The organism is Enterococcus sp. AMC2644, assembly GCF_058216475.1.
This window is the reverse complement of record NZ_CM177095.1, coordinates 2,780,683-2,798,937: the sequence shown is the minus strand read 5'-3', so window position 1 is coordinate 2,798,937 and position 18,255 is coordinate 2,780,683. Positions and strand designations below refer to the sequence as shown.

General features: G+C 35.5%; 21 protein-coding genes. 5 read left to right on the top strand and 16 right to left on the bottom strand.

Features of this window, described 5'->3' with window-relative positions:
• Positions 1-34 precede the first annotated feature (34 nt).
• Positions 35-580, top strand: a complete 546-nt coding sequence (locus tag AC4BC5_RS13565; RefSeq protein WP_490495892.1) for a DUF2179 domain-containing protein — start codon at positions 35-37, stop codon at positions 578-580.
• A 44-nt stretch (positions 581-624) separates the two neighbouring features.
• On the opposite strand, the gene AC4BC5_RS13560 is transcribed toward AC4BC5_RS13565, so the two are convergent.
• The 7 genes from AC4BC5_RS13560 to AC4BC5_RS13530 form a co-directional block, all read right to left on the bottom strand.
• The gene (locus AC4BC5_RS13560; RefSeq protein WP_490495891.1) at positions 625-1,014 is read right to left on the bottom strand and encodes a LapA family protein; all 390 of its coding nucleotides are present in this window, start codon (positions 1,012-1,014) and stop codon (positions 625-627) included.
• Positions 1,015-1,026: 12 nt separating this feature from the next.
• Complete coding sequence (locus AC4BC5_RS13555; protein WP_490495890.1) at positions 1,027-1,815, bottom strand: SDR family NAD(P)-dependent oxidoreductase; 789 nt, start codon at positions 1,813-1,815, stop codon at positions 1,027-1,029.
• A gap of 2 nt (positions 1,816-1,817) precedes the next feature.
• Positions 1,818-2,762, bottom strand: a complete 945-nt coding sequence (gene rnz / locus AC4BC5_RS13550) for a ribonuclease Z (protein WP_490495889.1) — start codon at positions 2,760-2,762, stop codon at positions 1,818-1,820.
• Between the two features lie 45 nt (positions 2,763-2,807).
• Positions 2,808-3,362 (bottom strand): DUF1269 domain-containing protein, encoded by a 555-nt coding sequence (locus AC4BC5_RS13545; RefSeq protein ID WP_490497558.1) that lies wholly within the window; start codon positions 3,360-3,362, stop codon positions 2,808-2,810.
• 117 nt (positions 3,363-3,479) lie between these two features.
• Positions 3,480-4,793, bottom strand: coding sequence for a GTPase ObgE (gene obgE, locus AC4BC5_RS13540; RefSeq protein ID WP_490495888.1), 1,314 nt, complete (start codon positions 4,791-4,793; stop codon positions 3,480-3,482).
• A gap of 108 nt (positions 4,794-4,901) precedes the next feature.
• Positions 4,902-5,831, bottom strand: a complete 930-nt coding sequence (locus AC4BC5_RS13535; RefSeq protein ID WP_490495887.1) for an alpha/beta hydrolase — start codon at positions 5,829-5,831, stop codon at positions 4,902-4,904.
• Between the two features lie 127 nt (positions 5,832-5,958).
• Positions 5,959-7,050, bottom strand: coding sequence for a DUF871 domain-containing protein (locus AC4BC5_RS13530; protein ID WP_490495886.1), 1,092 nt, complete (start codon positions 7,048-7,050; stop codon positions 5,959-5,961).
• A gap of 180 nt (positions 7,051-7,230) precedes the next feature.
• On the opposite strand from AC4BC5_RS13530, the gene AC4BC5_RS13525 reads away from it, so the two are divergent.
• On the top strand, positions 7,231-7,977 hold the full coding sequence (locus AC4BC5_RS13525; protein WP_490495885.1) for a peptidylprolyl isomerase: 747 nt from the start codon (positions 7,231-7,233) through the stop codon (positions 7,975-7,977).
• A 257-nt stretch (positions 7,978-8,234) separates the two neighbouring features.
• Here the strand turns inward: AC4BC5_RS13525 and fabZ are convergent, their stop codons facing one another.
• Entirely contained in the window at positions 8,235-8,678 is a 444-nt protein-coding gene (gene fabZ / locus AC4BC5_RS13520; protein ID WP_207940307.1) for a 3-hydroxyacyl-ACP dehydratase FabZ, read from the bottom strand.
• 207 nt (positions 8,679-8,885) lie between these two features.
• Here fabZ and fabI point away from each other — a divergent pair, with 207 nt between their 5' ends.
• Positions 8,886-9,641 (top strand): enoyl-ACP reductase FabI, encoded by a 756-nt coding sequence (fabI, locus tag AC4BC5_RS13515; protein ID WP_490495884.1) that lies wholly within the window; start codon positions 8,886-8,888, stop codon positions 9,639-9,641.
• Between the two features lie 83 nt (positions 9,642-9,724).
• Positions 9,725-10,654 (top strand): mechanosensitive ion channel family protein, encoded by a 930-nt coding sequence (locus tag AC4BC5_RS13510; RefSeq protein WP_490495883.1) that lies wholly within the window; start codon positions 9,725-9,727, stop codon positions 10,652-10,654.
• A gap of 47 nt (positions 10,655-10,701) precedes the next feature.
• Here the strand turns inward: AC4BC5_RS13510 and cbpB are convergent, their stop codons facing one another.
• The 8 genes from cbpB to AC4BC5_RS13470 all read right to left on the bottom strand — a co-directional run bounded on the left by cbpB (position 10,702) and on the right by AC4BC5_RS13470 (position 16,982).
• A complete protein-coding gene (cbpB, locus tag AC4BC5_RS13505) occupies positions 10,702-11,193 on the bottom strand; it encodes a cyclic-di-AMP-binding protein CbpB (protein ID WP_490495882.1) in 492 nt (163 codons plus the stop codon).
• Between the two features lie 96 nt (positions 11,194-11,289).
• Positions 11,290-11,802: a metallophosphoesterase gene (locus AC4BC5_RS13500; RefSeq protein ID WP_490495881.1), complete on the bottom strand. Its 513-nt coding sequence runs from the start codon at positions 11,800-11,802 to the stop codon at positions 11,290-11,292.
• A 1-nt stretch (position 11,803) separates the two neighbouring features.
• Entirely contained in the window at positions 11,804-13,153 is a 1,350-nt protein-coding gene (gene rph / locus AC4BC5_RS13495) for a ribonuclease PH (RefSeq protein WP_490495880.1), read from the bottom strand.
• Positions 13,154-13,969 (bottom strand): glutamate racemase, encoded by an 816-nt coding sequence (gene racE, locus AC4BC5_RS13490; protein ID WP_490495879.1) that lies wholly within the window; start codon positions 13,967-13,969, stop codon positions 13,154-13,156.
• Between the two features lie 122 nt (positions 13,970-14,091).
• A complete protein-coding gene (locus AC4BC5_RS13485) occupies positions 14,092-14,748 on the bottom strand; it encodes an amino acid ABC transporter permease (RefSeq protein WP_490495878.1) in 657 nt (218 codons plus the stop codon).
• 13 nt (positions 14,749-14,761) lie between these two features.
• Positions 14,762-15,409, bottom strand: coding sequence for an amino acid ABC transporter permease (locus tag AC4BC5_RS13480; protein WP_490495877.1), 648 nt, complete (start codon positions 15,407-15,409; stop codon positions 14,762-14,764).
• An 11-nt stretch (positions 15,410-15,420) separates the two neighbouring features.
• Positions 15,421-16,233 (bottom strand): transporter substrate-binding domain-containing protein, encoded by an 813-nt coding sequence (locus AC4BC5_RS13475; protein WP_490495876.1) that lies wholly within the window; start codon positions 16,231-16,233, stop codon positions 15,421-15,423.
• 11 nt (positions 16,234-16,244) lie between these two features.
• Positions 16,245-16,982 (bottom strand): amino acid ABC transporter ATP-binding protein, encoded by a 738-nt coding sequence (locus tag AC4BC5_RS13470; RefSeq protein ID WP_490495875.1) that lies wholly within the window; start codon positions 16,980-16,982, stop codon positions 16,245-16,247.
• Positions 16,983-17,238: 256 nt separating this feature from the next.
• Here AC4BC5_RS13470 and trpS point away from each other — a divergent pair, with 256 nt between their 5' ends.
• Complete coding sequence (gene trpS, locus AC4BC5_RS13465; RefSeq protein ID WP_490495874.1) at positions 17,239-18,246, top strand: tryptophan--tRNA ligase; 1,008 nt, start codon at positions 17,239-17,241, stop codon at positions 18,244-18,246.
• The last annotated feature ends 9 nt before the right edge of the window (positions 18,247-18,255 follow it).

Below are 18,255 nucleotides of genomic sequence, written 5' to 3'. Positions count from 1 at the left end.
AAAATATTTTATTTAACATGAAGGGGGATTTATAATGGATATTAACATTAAAATGTTGGCACTGATTTTTGGAATCAATTTTGCCTACGTAACATTAAGTACAATTCGTTTACTACTAACAATGAAAGGTTACCGTTTCATCGCCCCTGTCGTGAGTATGTTTGAAATTATTATTTATGTATTGGGCTTATCAATGGTTTTGGACAGTCTAGACAATCCGATTAATTTAATTGTGTATGCTTTAGGTTTTGCAATTGGGATTGGAGTAGGTATAAAAATTGAGGATAAAATGGCCTTAGGTTACACAATGATCACGGCTATTTTACCAAGTACCTCTAAAGAAGAAGACACGTTGCCAAGTATTTTGAGAAGTGAAGGATATGGCGTGACAGTCAGTTATGGCGAAGGTCTGGAAGGTCCGCGAATGGTGTTAGAAATTCTTTCACCTCGTAATAAGGAAAAACAACTTTATCAAAAAATTAAAGAGGTAGAAAGCCGTGCCTTCATCATTAGCTATGAACCAAAACAAATTTCTGGTGGTTTCTGGACGAAAAAAGTTCATCGCCGGATGAAAAAATAATCTTAAAAAAATCAGTCCTCTTTAATAAAAAAGAGGGCTGATTTTTACACTTCTTGATTTTCTTCTGGTAATGCTGTTTCTGTTTCGCTTGAATAAACAGTATGCGCTGCTTCAAACTCAGCTAATTTGTTATTGTACTCCCGTTCAAGCTCTTCCTTTTTTTGCTCTGTTTTTGTTTCAATATTCTTATTCAAATTTTCAACTTCGTGTTTCAATTGCTTAATTTCACGGCGCTGTTGCCAGATGGTACCTGTTGTAACTAAAGAAATAATAACTGCTCCTAAAAAGGCTGAACCAATAATCACAATGATTAAGGGTGCCGATAATTTAGAAAAGCCAAAATTTATCGGTACTGACATATTATTTAAAACTGCAAAGATAACGATAATTAAAGTTAAAATTAAACCGATAATAATTCGCCACTGATTTTTCACACTTTTTCCTCCTTATTTTTTATTAAATAATCCACCTGCTAAATAGTCTCCAACATGAGGAAATAGTTGATAAAAGCGGGCTGCGACTTCCATCACTACAGGACGATTAATCTCACGTTTTGGACGCAACATTTGTTTAACAATGATTTTTGCTAATTTTTGAGCATCTAAAATCATGGAGCCAACATTTTCTAAATAGTCACCCGATGGGTCAGCTTTATCAAAAAATTCTGTAGCAATAGGCCCAGGATTAACTGTCGTTACAAAAATATTGAAAGGCTTTAATTCTAAACGTAATGCATTTGAGAATCCTAATACAGCAAATTTTGTTGCTGAATAAACTGTCGATTTTGGTGTTGCCATTTTTCCAGCCATAGAAGCAATATTAATAATGTGCCCAGATTGCTTATCTAACATTTCAATCGCAATTTTCTGTGTCAATAACATCATACCCAAGACATTTACTTCAAACATATTTCGAGTTACATCCATATCAAAAGAAACAAATTCTTCAAATTGACCAAAGCCAGCATTATTAACTAGAACATCGACGGTGCCAACCTCTTCTTTTAGTTTCTCCATTAGGCTCTCAACATTATCGGGATTTGCCACATCTAATTGAAAAGCATACGCTTCTTTTTGACTGATTTCCATGCAGCGTTCCTTCACTTGTCCTATTATATTAATACGACGAGCACAAACAACAACAATTGCGCCTTGTTTAGCTGCTTCATAACAAATTTGCTCCCCTAAACCAGTAGATGCACCTGTTACTAGAACAACTTTATTTTCTAAATTCATGATTACTCCTCCTTTTCTTTAAAAGGAATTGACAAAATATAAAAATCTTTCGCTACCCGCACCTGTGGAAAGATTTCTGCTGCCTCCGCTTTTAAATCTAATACATCATTTGCTAAATAACGTGCACTAATATGTGTTAACATTAGTTTGCCAACATTTGCTTCTTTGGCAACTGTTGCTGCTTGTTGAGTCGTAGAATGAAAATAGGCCTTCGCCATTTTCATTTCATCTTTTTTAAAGGTACTCTCGTGAACAAGTACATCAGCATTTTGGGCTAATTCAATTGCATTTTGTGTAAAGCGTGTATCACCTAAAATGGTGACAATCCGCCCTTTTTTAGGCTCTCCTACAAACTGTTTTCCATCAAGGATCGTTCCGTCTGACAAAGTAACCCTTTCACCACGTTTAATTTTCCCATAAATCGGACCTGGCTTAATTCCTAACACATTTAGCTTATCTACTTGCAATTCACCTGGATGATCTGCTTCTACAATTCGATACCCATAACTATCAATCCCATGATCTAATTTTTTACAGGAAACTTCAAATTGGTCATCTTGAAACAAGATACCCTCTTCCACTTCAATAAATTTAAGCGGATAACCTAAATGTGTTTTAGAAACTTTCAGTGCAGTTCTTACAAAATGTTCTGTTCCTTCTGGCCCATAAATTTCCAATGGGCTTAACGGCTCATCGCCTCCTTGGAATGAACGACTACTAATAAGTCCAGGTAGTCCAAAAATATGATCGCCATGCAAGTGCGTAATAAAAATCTTTTTGATTTTTCGAGGACGAATTGTCGTATGAAGAATTTGCATTTGGGTTCCTTCACCACAATCAAATAACCACACTTCATTTTTCTCTTCTAATAATTTTAAAGCAATACTTGTCACATTCCGATGCTTTGCTGGTACACCGGCACCGGTTCCTAAAAATTCTAGTTCCATAGTTATCCTTACTTTCTTTATGTTTTATCGCTCAATTGGAATGAACTAATCATTGGAATGTTTTTCTTTCCAAATTTTTTGGGCATTTTCTTTTGTTGCTGCTTCCACTTCTTGTGCTTTTTTTATTTCTATTTCTACTTCATCTAAATCAAAGCGTGAAATTTCGCCACCTAATTCATACATTACAATGTTATTTAACGGACGGTTATCTTCTTCATCAGCAATTAAAATTAACCCGGTATCTCCTTCGCCAATTTTATTTCCAACAAATTCAAAAATGGTCTGTGCAACTCGAATTTCTTGCGCATCCTTAGATGCACCAAACAGACTACCACCAAACCACCCAAGCATCATTCCTAATGGTCCACCTAGAATGCCAACTAACATTCCAATCATTCCACCTTTAGATGTCTTATTTGACCCTGTGAAATCTAGAAAATCTTCTACTTTAAATTGGTGGTCACCTTCACTTGAATGGGTAACGACTGCCATCTGTTCGCCTTTAATTTCTTTAGCAAGATGTAATTTTTTGATTTCTGAAAAAGCTTGATATGCTTGTGAGCTGATTTCAAAATTCAATACAATCACTCGTTTTGTCATCATGATTCCCCCACTTTCTATTTTTACTAATTGTAACAATAATTTAAAAGTTTGGAAACGAATTATACCTTGAATCCCAAAAAAAGAAACTAGCTGAAATGGCTAGTTTCTATTATTTTATTCTACAAATTCAAATTCAAATTCACCAATACGAACAATGTCGCCATCTTTAGCCCCACGTGCTCGTAAAGCATCATCTACACCCATTCCACGTAATTGACGTGCAAAACGCATGACTGTTTCATCGTGATCAAAGTTTGTCATCTTGAATAGTTTTTCTAATTTTTCACCAGATAAGATCCAAGTTGCATCTGAATCACGGTCAATTGAAAAGTCGGGCTCGTCAGAAACAAATCCATATTGTACCACATCTTCTTCGATTTCTTCTTCGTATAGAGGAAACTCTGGTGTTACATCCAATAAGTCTGCTGTAGCACTTAATAATGGCTCTAAACCTTGACGAGTTACTCCAGAAATTGGAAAAACAGGAATTGGATCGGCAAATTCATCTTCTTGTTCTTTTGCTAATTCTGCTTTGAATTTCTTTAAATTCTCTTCTGCATCCGGCATATCCATTTTATTCGCTACAATAATCTGCGGACGTTCTAACAAGCGGAGATTGTGAGAACCTAATTCATTATTAATCGCTGTATAATCCTCATATGGATCTCTACCTTCCATGCCACTCATATCAATCACATGTAAAATAACACGAGTACGCTCAATATGACGTAAAAATTGTGTACCTAACCCAACTCCTTGAGAAGCACCTTCAATTAATCCTGGTAAATCTGCAGCAACAAAACTGCGACCATCGGGCATATTCACCATACCTAAATTAGGAACTAACGTAGTAAAATGATACGCACCAATTTTAGGACGAGCAGCCGAAATCACAGAAAGAAGGGTTGATTTACCAACTGACGGAAATCCAACTAGACCAACATCTGCTAACACTTTCAATTCTAGTTCGATTTTTCGTTCTTGACCTGGCTCGCCATTTTCAGCCATTTCTGGAGCTGGATTACGTGGTGTTGCAAAACGAGTATTCCCACGTCCACCACGTCCGCCACGAGCGACCACTAATGTTTGCCCGTGTTCTAATAAATCTCCTAACAATGCGCCTGTTTCAGCATCACGAACCGTTGTCCCTTCAGGAACTTTTACGTACATATCTTCTGAACCACGGCCGTGCATCCCTTTACTCATCCCATTTTCACCAGGTTGAGCTTTAAAATGACGGTTAAAACGGAAATCCATCAACGTACGTAATCCTTCATCAACTACTAATACGACATTTCCTCCACGACCACCGTCACCACCCGCAGGTCCACCATCTGGAACATATTTCTCTCTTCTAAATGCAACCATTCCGTCTCCGCCTTTACCGGCTTTTACGTCGATGGTTACTTGATCTAAAAACATGGACATGTAATTTTGTCCTCCATTCTATTTACTAATACTCTTGTGTGTCAAAGCCTTTATTATTGTACCTAGCTAACAGCCATTTGTCTATCTTTTCGCCACGTTTCTTTCGTTTCATTCATTTTTTTCTAAAAAATCATGAACTTTTTCTTTATATAACTTTTTATTTTTAGAAAATGCTTTAGCATGCCCTGCATCAGGGACGATCCACTTTTCTTTTGGCGCACTGGTTGCTTGATAGACAGTCTCTAACATGGTAAATGGTACAAACTTATCGGCATCACCGTGAATAAATAAAATAGGACGCGTGTTTTTCGCCAATTGTTTGGTTGCATCGCCTTCGCCAAAGAAATAGCCAGCTCTAAATTTTGTCATTAGACTTGTTGCTGGAATTAATGGAAATGCAGGTAAATTAAACATATCTTTCAATTGGTATGCTAGTTCTGCATTAATCGATGAATAACCACAATCTTCAACAATTGATACAACATTTCTAGGTAGTTTTTCACCACTAGCCATCATAACTGTTGCAGCCCCCATACTTATTCCATATAACGTAATCGTTTCATCTTTCCCATTTTTTGCAAGCACTTGATCGATCCATTGTAAATAGTCGTTTCGCTCATGCCAACCAAAACCGATATAATTTCCTTCGCTTTCTCCATGACCACGTGCATCTGGAACTAAGACATTATAGCCAAAATCATGATACATTTTGGCATATTCACTCATTGTCTCTGCATTCCCCATGTATCCATGCGCAATAATAGCTGTTTTATGATTATTTTTTTCAGCAGGGATATAAATCGCTGATAGTTTTAAGCCGTCCTTTGCATCAAGCGACCATCTTGTTCGATTTTTTTCATCAGAATACCATTGATTCACTGCTTCTGTTTCAACTTTGCTGGTACCAGGTGTTTCGTTATCTAAAAAATCTTTTTCTGAAGGGACAACCGCATAATTATAAAAATAATTTGCTGCCCAACCTAAACCGACAACTGCCAATATCACAATGATTCCTGCTATCCGTACAAAAACTTTCATACCTGTCCTCCTCTATCCTACAAGAGTAAGTATAAAGAAAAAAACATATTTCAACAACCATTTACTTATAACAGACGTTTTATCATTTTTCTAAAAAAAATCTCGCAAAAATGCGAGATTCCATAATTTATTTTACTTCTGTTAATTTAAAACTTGACCAAGGTTTCAAGAAGTCTAATAGAAAGAGCTCATCCTCAGAGATGTGGCCAACCACATTAACACGGCCGTCGTTTTTCATTTCTTTTAACGCAATTTGTGTTTCACCTTTATATTGTCCATAATTTTCATTATCGATTAGTACATCGCCACGAAGGATATCACGTGTAGTATGCGCTGGAAATTCTTTATCCTTATAATACACACGTGTCATCGTTGAACGTAGCATATATTCAGATCGATCGCCACGGTAACTGTGTAGATTATCAAATAAACAAACACGTTCGTTTTCAGTAATTTCATCTTCCACAACAACTTTTAATGTTGGATATGGTGCATTAAAAGCATCTGCCATTGCTTTTAATTCTTCTTCTGAAGCATACGCATTAGCTACTAAAATATCGTCAATTAAACCTGTTAACATTAAATGCTTTACTTGTGTTGCAATTTCTAATTCACGATGGTCTTCTAATGAGCATAAACCATCTTGCGTCGGCCAAGGACCGAATGTCGCTGCGTTGGAATTAACAAATGCCATCGTATTTAAATTGTACTGACGAAACTGCTCGGAACACATAACAAAGTGGGCATAACCTAAACCTGAATAGCGATGTGGGTAGAAATTATGGGACCCCAATAAATTTTCGGTATTTGGTGAGTAAGACATAATATTATCTACATATTTTGTACCGCCACTCATGTTAATTTCAATTTTAATATTATAGGGATTACGTGTCATCCGAGCTTCTTCTGCTCCTGTAAAACCAATATCTAAACGTACGCCATACGCACCCATTTCATGGAAAAAGGACAAGTCATCATAAGAAATTTCTAGTTGCTCAAATAAGCTAGGGTTAATGTCGACCATGACTTCCATTTCTAAACTATTTGCATAATCAACAACATTTTTAAATTCTGCTAATACTTTTTCTTTATCATCCGTAATTTGTAGTAGACTTGTAAATACACGCTTAAAGCCATATTTATGCGCTAAATCTAAATACGCTTTATCTTTTTCAAATGTTGAACGTTCTGGATAAATCGAAACACCTAATTTTCCCATTGTTGAAAATCCTCCTAAAAATAAAAAAACATTTTGTATCCTCTTACATTATAATTGCTCTAGACCAAAAATGCAAACCCTTTCGAATACAGCTATTTTTTAAAATTACTATAGAAAAACTAGGAAAAAAAATAGTTATTTGTTATGATAAACAAGACGTTATAAGAAAGGAATTATTTTATGAAAAATAAAAAACGTGCTCTTTTATTTACAACATTTGCTAGCATTGCTTTATTAGCTGCTTGTAATAATACTACTACAACAACAGATTCTACAACAGTTTCTTCTACAACAACAGACACATCTGTTGATTTGAGCCAAGTCAATTTACCTCAATTAAATAAAGAAGTCAAAGAGAATGAAGATTTAATTGAATTAGTCACTACAGAAGGGAACATAAAAATAAAATTGTTCCCAGAATATGCACCAAAAGCTGTCGAAAATTTTATGACACATGCTAAAGAAGGCTACTATGATGGAACTATTTTCCATCGTGTCATGGAAGAATTCATGATTCAAGGTGGCGATCCTGAAGGTACCGGTATGGGCGGTGAAAGTATTTGGGATAAAGGTTTTGAAGTTGAGATTTCTCCAAATCTTTACCATATCCGTGGTGCCTTATCAATGGCACGTTCCCAAGCCTTGGATAGCCAAGGTAGTCAATTCTTTATTGTCCAAAATGACCAAGATATGTCAGATGGTCAAGCGATTCAATTTACGCCAGAAAAAATCATTGATGCCTACAAAAATGGTGGTACTCCTAGCTTAGATGGTAATTATACTGTCTTTGGCCAAGTCATCGAAGGCATGGATGTTGTTGATAAGATTGCCAAAGCAGAAGTTGAAGCAGGCGCAACAGGCGAAAAATCTACTCCAGTTAAACCAGACAAGGTTGAAAAAATTAATATCCTACAAGAAGCAAAATAAAAAAGATGAGGAATTCCGTAGATGGAATTTCTCATCTTTTTTACTGATGTCGCTCACCGACTAGTATTCTTTCTCATTTTTCTGTCTTTTATCAGGAGTCAAATCCTATCAATTCTGAGCGTTTTGTTTCTTCACTTGGCAATCATCAAAATAATTACTATTTTTTATTTACATTTATAGTTATTCGAATCACAAAAAGCTGGAAACCTCTATTTATCAAGATTTCCAGCTTTTCTCATACAATTAATTTTTCTTTTTTACTGGCGTTGTTCTCCGACTATGAAAGTAAATTCACATTCAGCTACCTTTTTGCCCTCTACCGTAGCGATTGCATCTGCAGTTCCAACCGAGCCTTTTACTTTTGTAATTTCAAATGATAACTTAATCGTATCTCCAGGAACAACCTTTTGACGGAATTTTGCTTTGTTAATTCCACCAATGTAAGCAGTACGCCCTAGAAATTCTTCTGATTTTAAAATTAGGATTGAACCAGCTTGGGCCAATGTTTCTAAAATCAATGCGCCAGGCATTACAGGATTACCAGGAAAATGTCCTTGGAAGAAATCCTCATTAATTGTTACATTTTTTGTGGCAATAATTTTTTTACCAGGATCAATTGAATCCACATAGTCTATATAAATAATTGGGTAACGGTTAGGAATTAACTCCATCACTTCTACTTCAGTCAATAATTTTTCCATTTTGAGTCCTCATTTCCTTTTTTCAAAATTTTAGTTATTTTGATTATCAAAGTATCATATTTTTATTAATTTGGCAACTTTAGAATTAATTCAGTAAATTTAGTTTGACAATCAAACAATTTTATCTAATAATAAGTAATCATGGTAGTTGTGCCATGAATTGAATTGGAATATATTTATTATTTATTTATTATAAGGAGTGGAATTATGAGTTTCTTAACTGGTAAAAAAATTGTCGTCATGGGCGTCGCAAATAAACGTAGTATCGCTTGGGGTTGTGCTCAAGCATTACGTGAACAAGGTGCAGAAGTAATCTATACTTATCAAAATGAACGTATGAGAAAACCTCTGGAAAAATTATTAGAAGGCGACGAATTTTTAGTTGAGCTAGATGTTGCCAGTGATGAAAGTATTGCCAAAGCATTTGATGAAATTAAAGAATACGCTGGTGAAATCCACGGTCTTGTTCATGCAGTTGCGTATGCAAACAAAGAGGACTTACAAGGTGATGTCACTGACATTTCTCGTCAAGGCTATTCTCTAGCACAAGATATTAGCAGCTATTCATTAATCGCTGTTACTCACTATGCAAAACCAATCTTAGCTGAAAATAGCGGAATTGTTACACTGACTTATTTGGGTGCAGAGCGCGCCGTACCAAACTACAACATGATGGGTATTGCTAAAGCTGCTTTAGAAGCCGGTGTTCGTTACTTAGCAGCGGAACTTTCTCCACAAAAAATTCGTGTCAATGCCATTTCTGCGGGAGCGATTAAAACATTAGCAGTCACAGGTGTTAAAGACTATCAGAAATTAATCCAATTATCTGAAGACCGCACACCGGACAATGTAGGCGTAACGATTGAAGAAGTGGGCAATGTTTGTGCCTTTTTAATTAGTCCTCTATCTGCTGGAATTATTGGTGAAACAATTTTCGTTGATAAAGGCGTGCATTTATCTTAATTTTTTGTTTATCCTAAAATAATTTATTCCTTTTTTTACTGAGCCTTGTTACAATAAAGGACAGTAATATTGGAGGGGTGTTCATGTATTTTCTTTTAGGAACAGTTGGGACAGCAGATTCAACGGTAGATTCGTCTGACGTAAGTATCATTGAACCTGCTGCTCAACAATTAAATGCAATTCAGCGGTGGTGGCTCAGTCTTAATTGGGAAGCTATTACGGGATTAATTATTCAAAAAACAATTACCATTCTTTTTATTATTATATTGTTTACTGTTTTAACTCGGTTGGCTGACTTTTTAGTCGATCGTACGTTTATCTCTTACCGTAACAAGAAAGCTAGTGAAGTTCGCATGACAACATTACACACTCTAATTCGTAATGTTGTTCACTATACATTGGGTTTCTTCTTTATCTACGCCTTGTTATCGACTGTTGGCATTCCGGTTGGTTCATTACTTGCTGGAGCTGGAATTGCTGGTTTAGCAATCGGTCTTGGTGCACAAGGTTTTATGAATGATATTATCACAGGATTTTTCATCATTACTGAACAACAAATTGATGTCGGTGACTATATTAAGCTAAATGATTTAACAATCGAGGGAACGGTAACATCTGTTGGTCTACGTACTTTACAGTTACAATCATCAGATGGAACAATTCATTTTGTTCCTAATCGTAACATAACTACGATTAGCAATACCTCCCGTGCGAATATGCGCGTTTTAGTGGATGTGCGTATCGATCCATCAGAAGATTTAGAGGGGATCCAAGTTGCTATTGAACGAGCAAATCAGAGAATTGTTCAAAATTATGCAGAGTTTATTCAAACACCACCTGTCATTTTTGGAATTGTTGATTTAGGTAACAGCAACTATGCAATACGTACAACGATGTACGTAAGTAATGGTCGTCAACATAAAATTCAAGAAGAACTGCTAAGTGCTTCAATTTATGAAGTGTCACAAGCAGGATTTACAATTCCAAACTCACCAATAGTTGCAACCAAATAAAAAAAAAGCGAGAGAAAATCTTTTCATGATTTTCTCTCGCTTTTTTTTTAACTAATTAATTTTTCTTTTACAGTTTCTTTTACATTGACTGTGTATCGCTTTTCTAATTCATGTACCAAATGATTCACAGCTTTTAAGATTTCTTTTCTAGTAATGATTCCTTCAAACACATTGTCTTCATTAACAACAGGTAAAAATGAACCTTGTACTAATAAATGTAAAATATCCTCTAAATCATCTTTATTTTGAATTCTAGGCACGTTTACTTCCATAACATCTGCTACGGTTAATCCTTCTAATTGTTCCGCATCAAATCCTGTTAACCCCATCATTTTGTCTATTATGTTCGCTAAACTAATTAGACCTACTAAATGATCTTCTGAATCTAAGACTGGAATCTTTGCATAACCTACTTTAGATAACACTAATAATGCATGTTCTAAAGGATGACTATATAATACGGTTGCTACGTTGTCAGCAGGCACAAGAAAAGTTTCTTGGTTCTCCATCAACAAAGCTTCAGTGTATTTACCAATCAAATGAATACCTCCATTTCGCTATTACATTACTCCTTATTTTACCTCAAAACACAAAAAGAAAGCGAGAAAATCGCTTTCTTTATAAATTCATAACTTTTATTTTTTGAAGTCAAAAGCTAGCTCCGAAACAGCTTGAAAATCACGATCATAATATTGAACGTGATACGCTTCAGAAGTACTTTCAATAATTGCATAGCTCTTTACTTGAATTGGACCTCTTGGTTGTGAAATACTTCCAGGATTTAAAAATAGACGTTTTCCTACTTTTTCACAGCCGATTTGATGCGTATGGCCAAATAAAACGACTGTAGCATCTACAGCTTGTGCTTCTAATCCTAAATGTGTAATACCAAAGCGGACATTTGACAAGTGTCCATGTGTCATATAAATGCGATCGACACCAGTATCTATTATCTGATTCTTTTTATACTTAGGATCATAGTCACAATTACCAGTGACTACATAAGCATGCTGCCATAATTCATCATCGGCTAATAGCTCAGAATCACCACAATGGAATATATAATCTACTTGGTCTTGGTAACGAGCAAAGAGGTCTGCTAAAATTTTCCGATCCCCATGATTATCACTAACTACTAAATATTTCAATTTAAGTCTCTCCTTCTAACCATTCTTTCCATTGCAACTGTAATTTTTCAATTGCTTGTCCACGATGACTAGTTTTATTTTTTTCTTCACTAGTGAGTTCTGCAGCAGTTTTGTCAGTTCCATCTACAATAAATAATGGATCATAACCAAAGCCATTTTCTCCTCTAGGAATCCGGCCAATCTTCCCATGCCATTCAGCTTCAACTACTAGGCTTTCTTTTTTAGGAGCAGCTAATACTAACGTGCAATGAAATTGCGCTGTCCGTTCTTCATCTGGAATTTCTGTCAATTCATATAATAATTTGGCATTATTTGATGCATCACTTTTATGTTCACCAGCAAAACGTGCAGAGTAAATACCTGGCATTCCTCCTAAAGTGTCTACTTTTAGACCGGAATCATCTGCTAAAACGGGACATTGTAAAATATTCGCAATTGTCTCAGCCTTCAGACGAGCATTTTCTTCAAAGGTACTCCCTGTTTCAGCAACATCAGGCAAATCGGGAAAATCTTTCAAGGTTTTAATTTGATAGCCTTCTTTAGCGAACATTTCAGCAAATTCTTTTGCCTTTCCTAAATTCCCTGTCGCAATCATAATTGTTTTATCCACAATTTGAGCGCGATCTTCATCATTTGCATAAAGAGCATTTTTTTGTGCTGTAATTAATTCTTCAATTGCTCCCTTTCCATAAATTAACATTTCATTTAGTTGTTCTCCATTAAAAGTAGCTTCTTCACCTGTTCCTTGAATCTCAACAAAACGACCAGATTCGGTCATTACTAAATTCATATCGACTTGTGCAGCGCTATCTTCTACATAGTCTAAATCAACTGCACAGCTGTCATCAGGTAAAATTCCAACACTAATTGCTGCTAAATGTTCTTTAATCGGATCTTCTTTTAAAGCGTTTGTTTGTAATAATTTATTCACAGCTAAACGTAATGCAACAAAGGCACCTGTGATGCTTGCTGTTCTAGTACCACCATCGGCTTGTACAACATCACAATCGATAACAATACTTCGTTCTCCTAGTTTTTCTAAATCGATGACAGCTCGTAATGCACGTCCAATGAGACGTTGGATTTCCATCGTACGTCCAGTCAGTTTTCCTTTTGAACTTTCACGACGATTTCTTGTATTCGTTGCACGTGGCAACATACTATACTCGGCTGTTACCCATCCTGTTCCTGAATTTCGTAAAAATGGCGGAACGGATTCCTCAATTGTTGCTGAACAGATTACTTCTGTATCACCAAATGAAATTACCACAGAGCCTTCTGGGTGTTTGTAAACATGAGTTCTAATTGTAATGGGACGCAAGCGTTGCGGCCTTCTACCATCGTGTCGCATTTATTCTGTTCCTCCTAATTCAATATGTTGTGAATAAACATTTGCTGATTGTAACCATTCTTTGGCAATACCATCAAACATTATTGTTGATCCAGTTGTATAAAATAAAAATTCAGGTTGCAGATGTACATTACTATTTGCAATATCAAAATAGTCCAGTAGCATACTTACTTCACCAATTGTTTCTGCACCCGAATCAATCAGTTTTACGTTATTCCCCATAATATTTTGAATAATCGGGCGTAACAAAGGGTAATGGGTGCAGCCTAAAATCAATGTATCTAATTTTTTATGTCGCAGAGGTCTTAATGTCTCAGCAACGATTTTTTTAGCCACTGATGACTGGAATTGATTGCTTTCAACAATCGGAACAAGCTTAGGGCAAGCCAGACTAGTAACAGAGGCTTCAGGAACTTTAGTTTTAATCGCACGTTCATAAGAACTACTTTTTATTGTCCCTGCAGTTCCGATAATACCAATATTACGATTTTTTGTTGCTTTTACTGCTGCTCTTGTTCCAGGTAAGATAACTCCAACTACTGGAATATCAAGTTGAGCTTTAATCTCTTCTAAAGCGACAGCTGTTGCCGTATTACAAGCAATAACCAGCATTTTTATATTTTTTTCCAATAAAAATTTAGTCATTTGCCATGTATACTCTATGACTTGTTTTGCAGGTCGTGGACCATACGGACACCGAGCAGTATCGCCTAAATAAATAATATTTTCATTTGGTAACTGCTTCATTGCTTCTTTAACAACAGTTAAACCACCTACTCCTGAATCAATAAAGCCAATGGGTTGTGTATTTGTCATTTCTTTCCATCCTTTGTTTCTCCTAGACAGAGTCTGTTTCTTTATTTTGTACTTTTTTGGCTTTTTTTTCAAGTTTTCTCTTCGATAAGCAAAAATAATCCGCCTGATGAGCGGATTATTTTTTAATAATTGTATTTTCTGGTTTCTAGATATTTAGATAACAATGACAACACATAACAAATTGCAAAATAGCTGAGTGTCATTGCTACAAACATTGGAATTACATAGTTCGTATTTTGACCATAAATAATACGTGCATGGTGCGTCAATTCAGGAAGTGAAATAATGACCGCCAATGAAGTATCTTTCACTAATGAAATTAATTGGCTAACGATTGCTGGAATCATTGAACGAAAAGCTTGTGGTAACACAATTGTACGCATCGTTTCAACATATGTTAAACCAGTTGAAAGTCCAGCTTCCATTTGACCTTTGGGTACTGCATTTAAACCGGCACGGAAAATTTCTGATAACATAGCTGATTCAAAAATAGTTAATGCAACAACAGCTGACCAGAAAATGTTAAATCGAATACCGATTTGTGGTAAAGCAAAGTACGTAAAGAAAATAATTAATAGTAACGGTAAATTACGAATAATATCCACAAATATTCCTAAAATCTTTGAGAAAAATGGAATATTTGCAAAACGCAGTGTTCCCATTAACCCACCAATTAAAAAACTAAATACAATTGATAGTACGGAAACCGCAACGGTAATCTGTAAACCATCTAATAAAAATCGTAAATTTACGAATGAAAATGCACCGATAAAATCCATTGTTGTCTCCTTTCTATCCTCTTACTGACCAACGTTTTTCTAAATAAGCCATCAAATAAGAGAGTGGCAACGTCAAAATCAAGTAAAAAATCCCTACAATAATGTATGTTTCAAATGTAATAAATGTTGCATTGGCGACTAAATCGCCTTGATACATCAAGTCTAAACCTGCTACCATCGCTAGAATAGAAGAGTTTTTAATTAAATTAATAAACTGACCACCTAATGGAGGAATAACAATCTTAAATGCTTGTGGTAATACAATATAACGCATTGTTTCACTATAAGTAAAACCAGATGATAATCCTGACTCCATTTGCCCTTTTGGTACTGTTTGAATTCCTGAACGAACTGTTTCAGCAATAAAGGCAGACGTGTAAATCGTTAGACCAATGGTACCTGCTTGAAAACCATTAAACGGCATGCCATATAAAGGGAGAACAACATAGAAAAACATAACAATAATCAGTAATGGAATATTTCTAAAAAACTCAACATAAGCTTTAGCTAAATTGCGAATAAGCGTATTTTCAGATAATTGAAAAATAGCCATTAATGTTCCAATTATTAAACTAAAAATTAATGCTAATACACTAGAAAGGATTGTATATTTAAATCCTTCAAAAAACAAACCTGCATTTGCTTGAAACAACTCAATCATCGTATCCCCTCCTATTTCACTTTTCCAGTATCGTCATCTGGGAACCATTTTGTATAGATTTCATCATATGTTCCATCTTCATGCATTTCTTTTAATGCATGATTAACTGCTTGGAGGAAATTTTCTTGTCCCTTGTTAATAGCAATTCCGTAAGGTTCTTCTGTAAATGTTCCGCCAACTAATTCATACTCAGGATTTTCACTAGCCATTCCTAATAAAATTGCATTATCAGTTGTCATCGCATCTCCTTGACCTGCTTGCAATGCCGTAAATGCTTCAGCATAGTTTTCTAATTCCAAAATATTTGCGTTGGGAGATGCTTTACGAATATTGACAGCAGATGTTGATCCTTTTACTGCTAAAACAGTAGTTGATTTATCTAGACTATCTACACTAGTAATAGAACTACCTTTTTTTACTAATAATGACTGTCCTGCATCAAAATAAACATCTGAAAAATCAACTTGTTTTTTACGTTCTTCTGAAATTGTCATTGTTGCGATAATGGCATCTATATTGCCATTTTTCAATAACGGAATACGTGTTTTAGACGTTACTTCAACAAATGTTGCACGTCCATCACGACCAAGAACTTTTTCTGTGATAGCTTTAGCAATATCAATATCAAAACCTTTCACTTCACGTGAAGGAATATCCATTAAACCGAATAAACGCGTATCATTTTTTACGCCCCAAACAATTTCATTTGACTCTTTACTTGTTTCCAAAATATCCAAGTCAGCAACACTACCTGATTTACAGCTAGATAAGCTAAATATTGCTGCAACTAGAACTAGTAAGGAAAAAAAAGTTTTTTTAATCATCGCTTTTCCTCCTAATGGTTGATTACTTTACTAATAAATTGTTGCGCACGTTCCTCTTGTGGGTTTTCAAAGAATTCTTTGACATTACGACTATCCTCTAATACTTGTCCATCCGCCATAAATATAACACGGTCTGCTACTTCGCGTGCAAATCCCATCTCATGTGTAACGACAATCATTGACATGCCTTCATGTGCAATTTTTTTCATAACATCCAATACATCCCCAATCATCTCTGGGTCAAGCGCAGATGTAGGTTCATCAAACAGTAACATTTCTGGTTGCATAGCTAAGCCTCTAGCAATAGCTACCCGTTGCTGTTGTCCGCCAGAAAGCATCGATGGATAGGAATCTTTCTTATCTAACATCCCTACACGATCTAAGATTTTTTCTGCACGTTCTGTTGCTTCAGTTTCACTTAACTTTAACACTTTAGTTGGTGCTAACGTAATATTTTCTAACACGGTTTTATTAGGGTACAGATTAAAATGTTGGAAAACCATTCCAATATTACGACGAATTTCAGTTAATTTTGTTTCTTTGCTTCGAATATCTTTATCGTTAATTAAAAGATTTCCTGAAGAAATTGTTTCCAGACCATTAATTGTCCGTAACATCGTGCTTTTCCCAGAGCCTGATGGTCCGATAACTACGACAACTTCTCCTTTTTCAAATTCCAAATTAATATTTTTCAACGCATGAAATTTTCCATAGTATTTCTCAACGTTCTTAAATTCAATCATTGACATGCCTTCACGCTCCTATATTTAAGTATGATGAGCTTATTTTAATGATAAGCTAATAAATATTATAAGCTTGAAATTTCAATTTTGTAAAGTTTTTTATAAGGAAGGTCATCGATGGTTGTAAAAGCAAACGCTTTTCTAACATTTTTATGTAAGGAAAAATCGGTGAAATCCTAAAGATTATCGCCATAAATGATTGTTTATTTTCTCGAAAAAAGGTAAGATGACTTAGAGACTATAAAAAGAAAAGGTGAAGAATTTGAATACTATTCTTACAGGGGATCGCCCAACTGGACGTTTACATCTTGGTCACTATGTGGGTTCATTGAAAACACGTGTTGAGATGCAAGCTGATCCTAATAATAAATTATTTGTAATGATTGCAGATGTTCAAGCATTAACGGACAATGCAAAAACACCCGAAAAAGTATCTTCAAATATTTTAGAAGTTGCTTTAGACTATCTAGCAGTTGGTTTAGACCCAACTAAAACAACGCTTTTTATTCAATCGCAAATTCCACAAATTGCTGAATTGACCATGTTTTATTTGAATTTGGTGAGTGTTGCTCGTGTGCGACGTAACCCAACAGTCAAAACAGAAATTGAGCAAAAAAATTTTGGTGAAGGTGTACCGACTGGCTTTTTCATCTATCCAGTATCTCAAGCAGCAGATATTACTGCTTTTAAAGCAAACTTAGTCCCAGTTGGTGAAGATCAAAAACCAATGTTAGAACAAACCCAAGAAATTGTGCATAGCTTTAATTCAACTTATAGTGATGTTTTAGTTCAACCAAAAGGTGTTTTTCCGCCTAAAGGTATGGGCCGTTTGCCTGGGATTGACGGAAATGGAAAAATGAGCAAGTCTTTAGGCAATGGTATTTATTTAGCTGATCCTGCTGATGTTGTTCAAAAGAAAGTTATGAGTATGTATACTGATCCAAATCATATTCATGTCCAAGACCCTGGCCAAGTCGAAGGAAATATGGTATTTACTTACCTAGATGTTTTTGGTAAAGATAAAGCATACATCCAAGAGCTAAAAGACCATTATCGTCGTGGCGGTTTAGGTGATGTGAAAATTAAACGTTACTTAATTGACGTTTTAGAAGAGGAATTAGCACCTATTCGAGCACGTCGTGAAGAGTTTGCTAAGGATCCTTCCGCCATTATGGAAATTCTACGACAAGGTAGTGCCCAAGCAGAGCAAGTTGCTGCGCAAACTTTAGCTGAAGTAAAAACAGCTATGGGTATTAATTACTTTAGTTAATAAATAAAA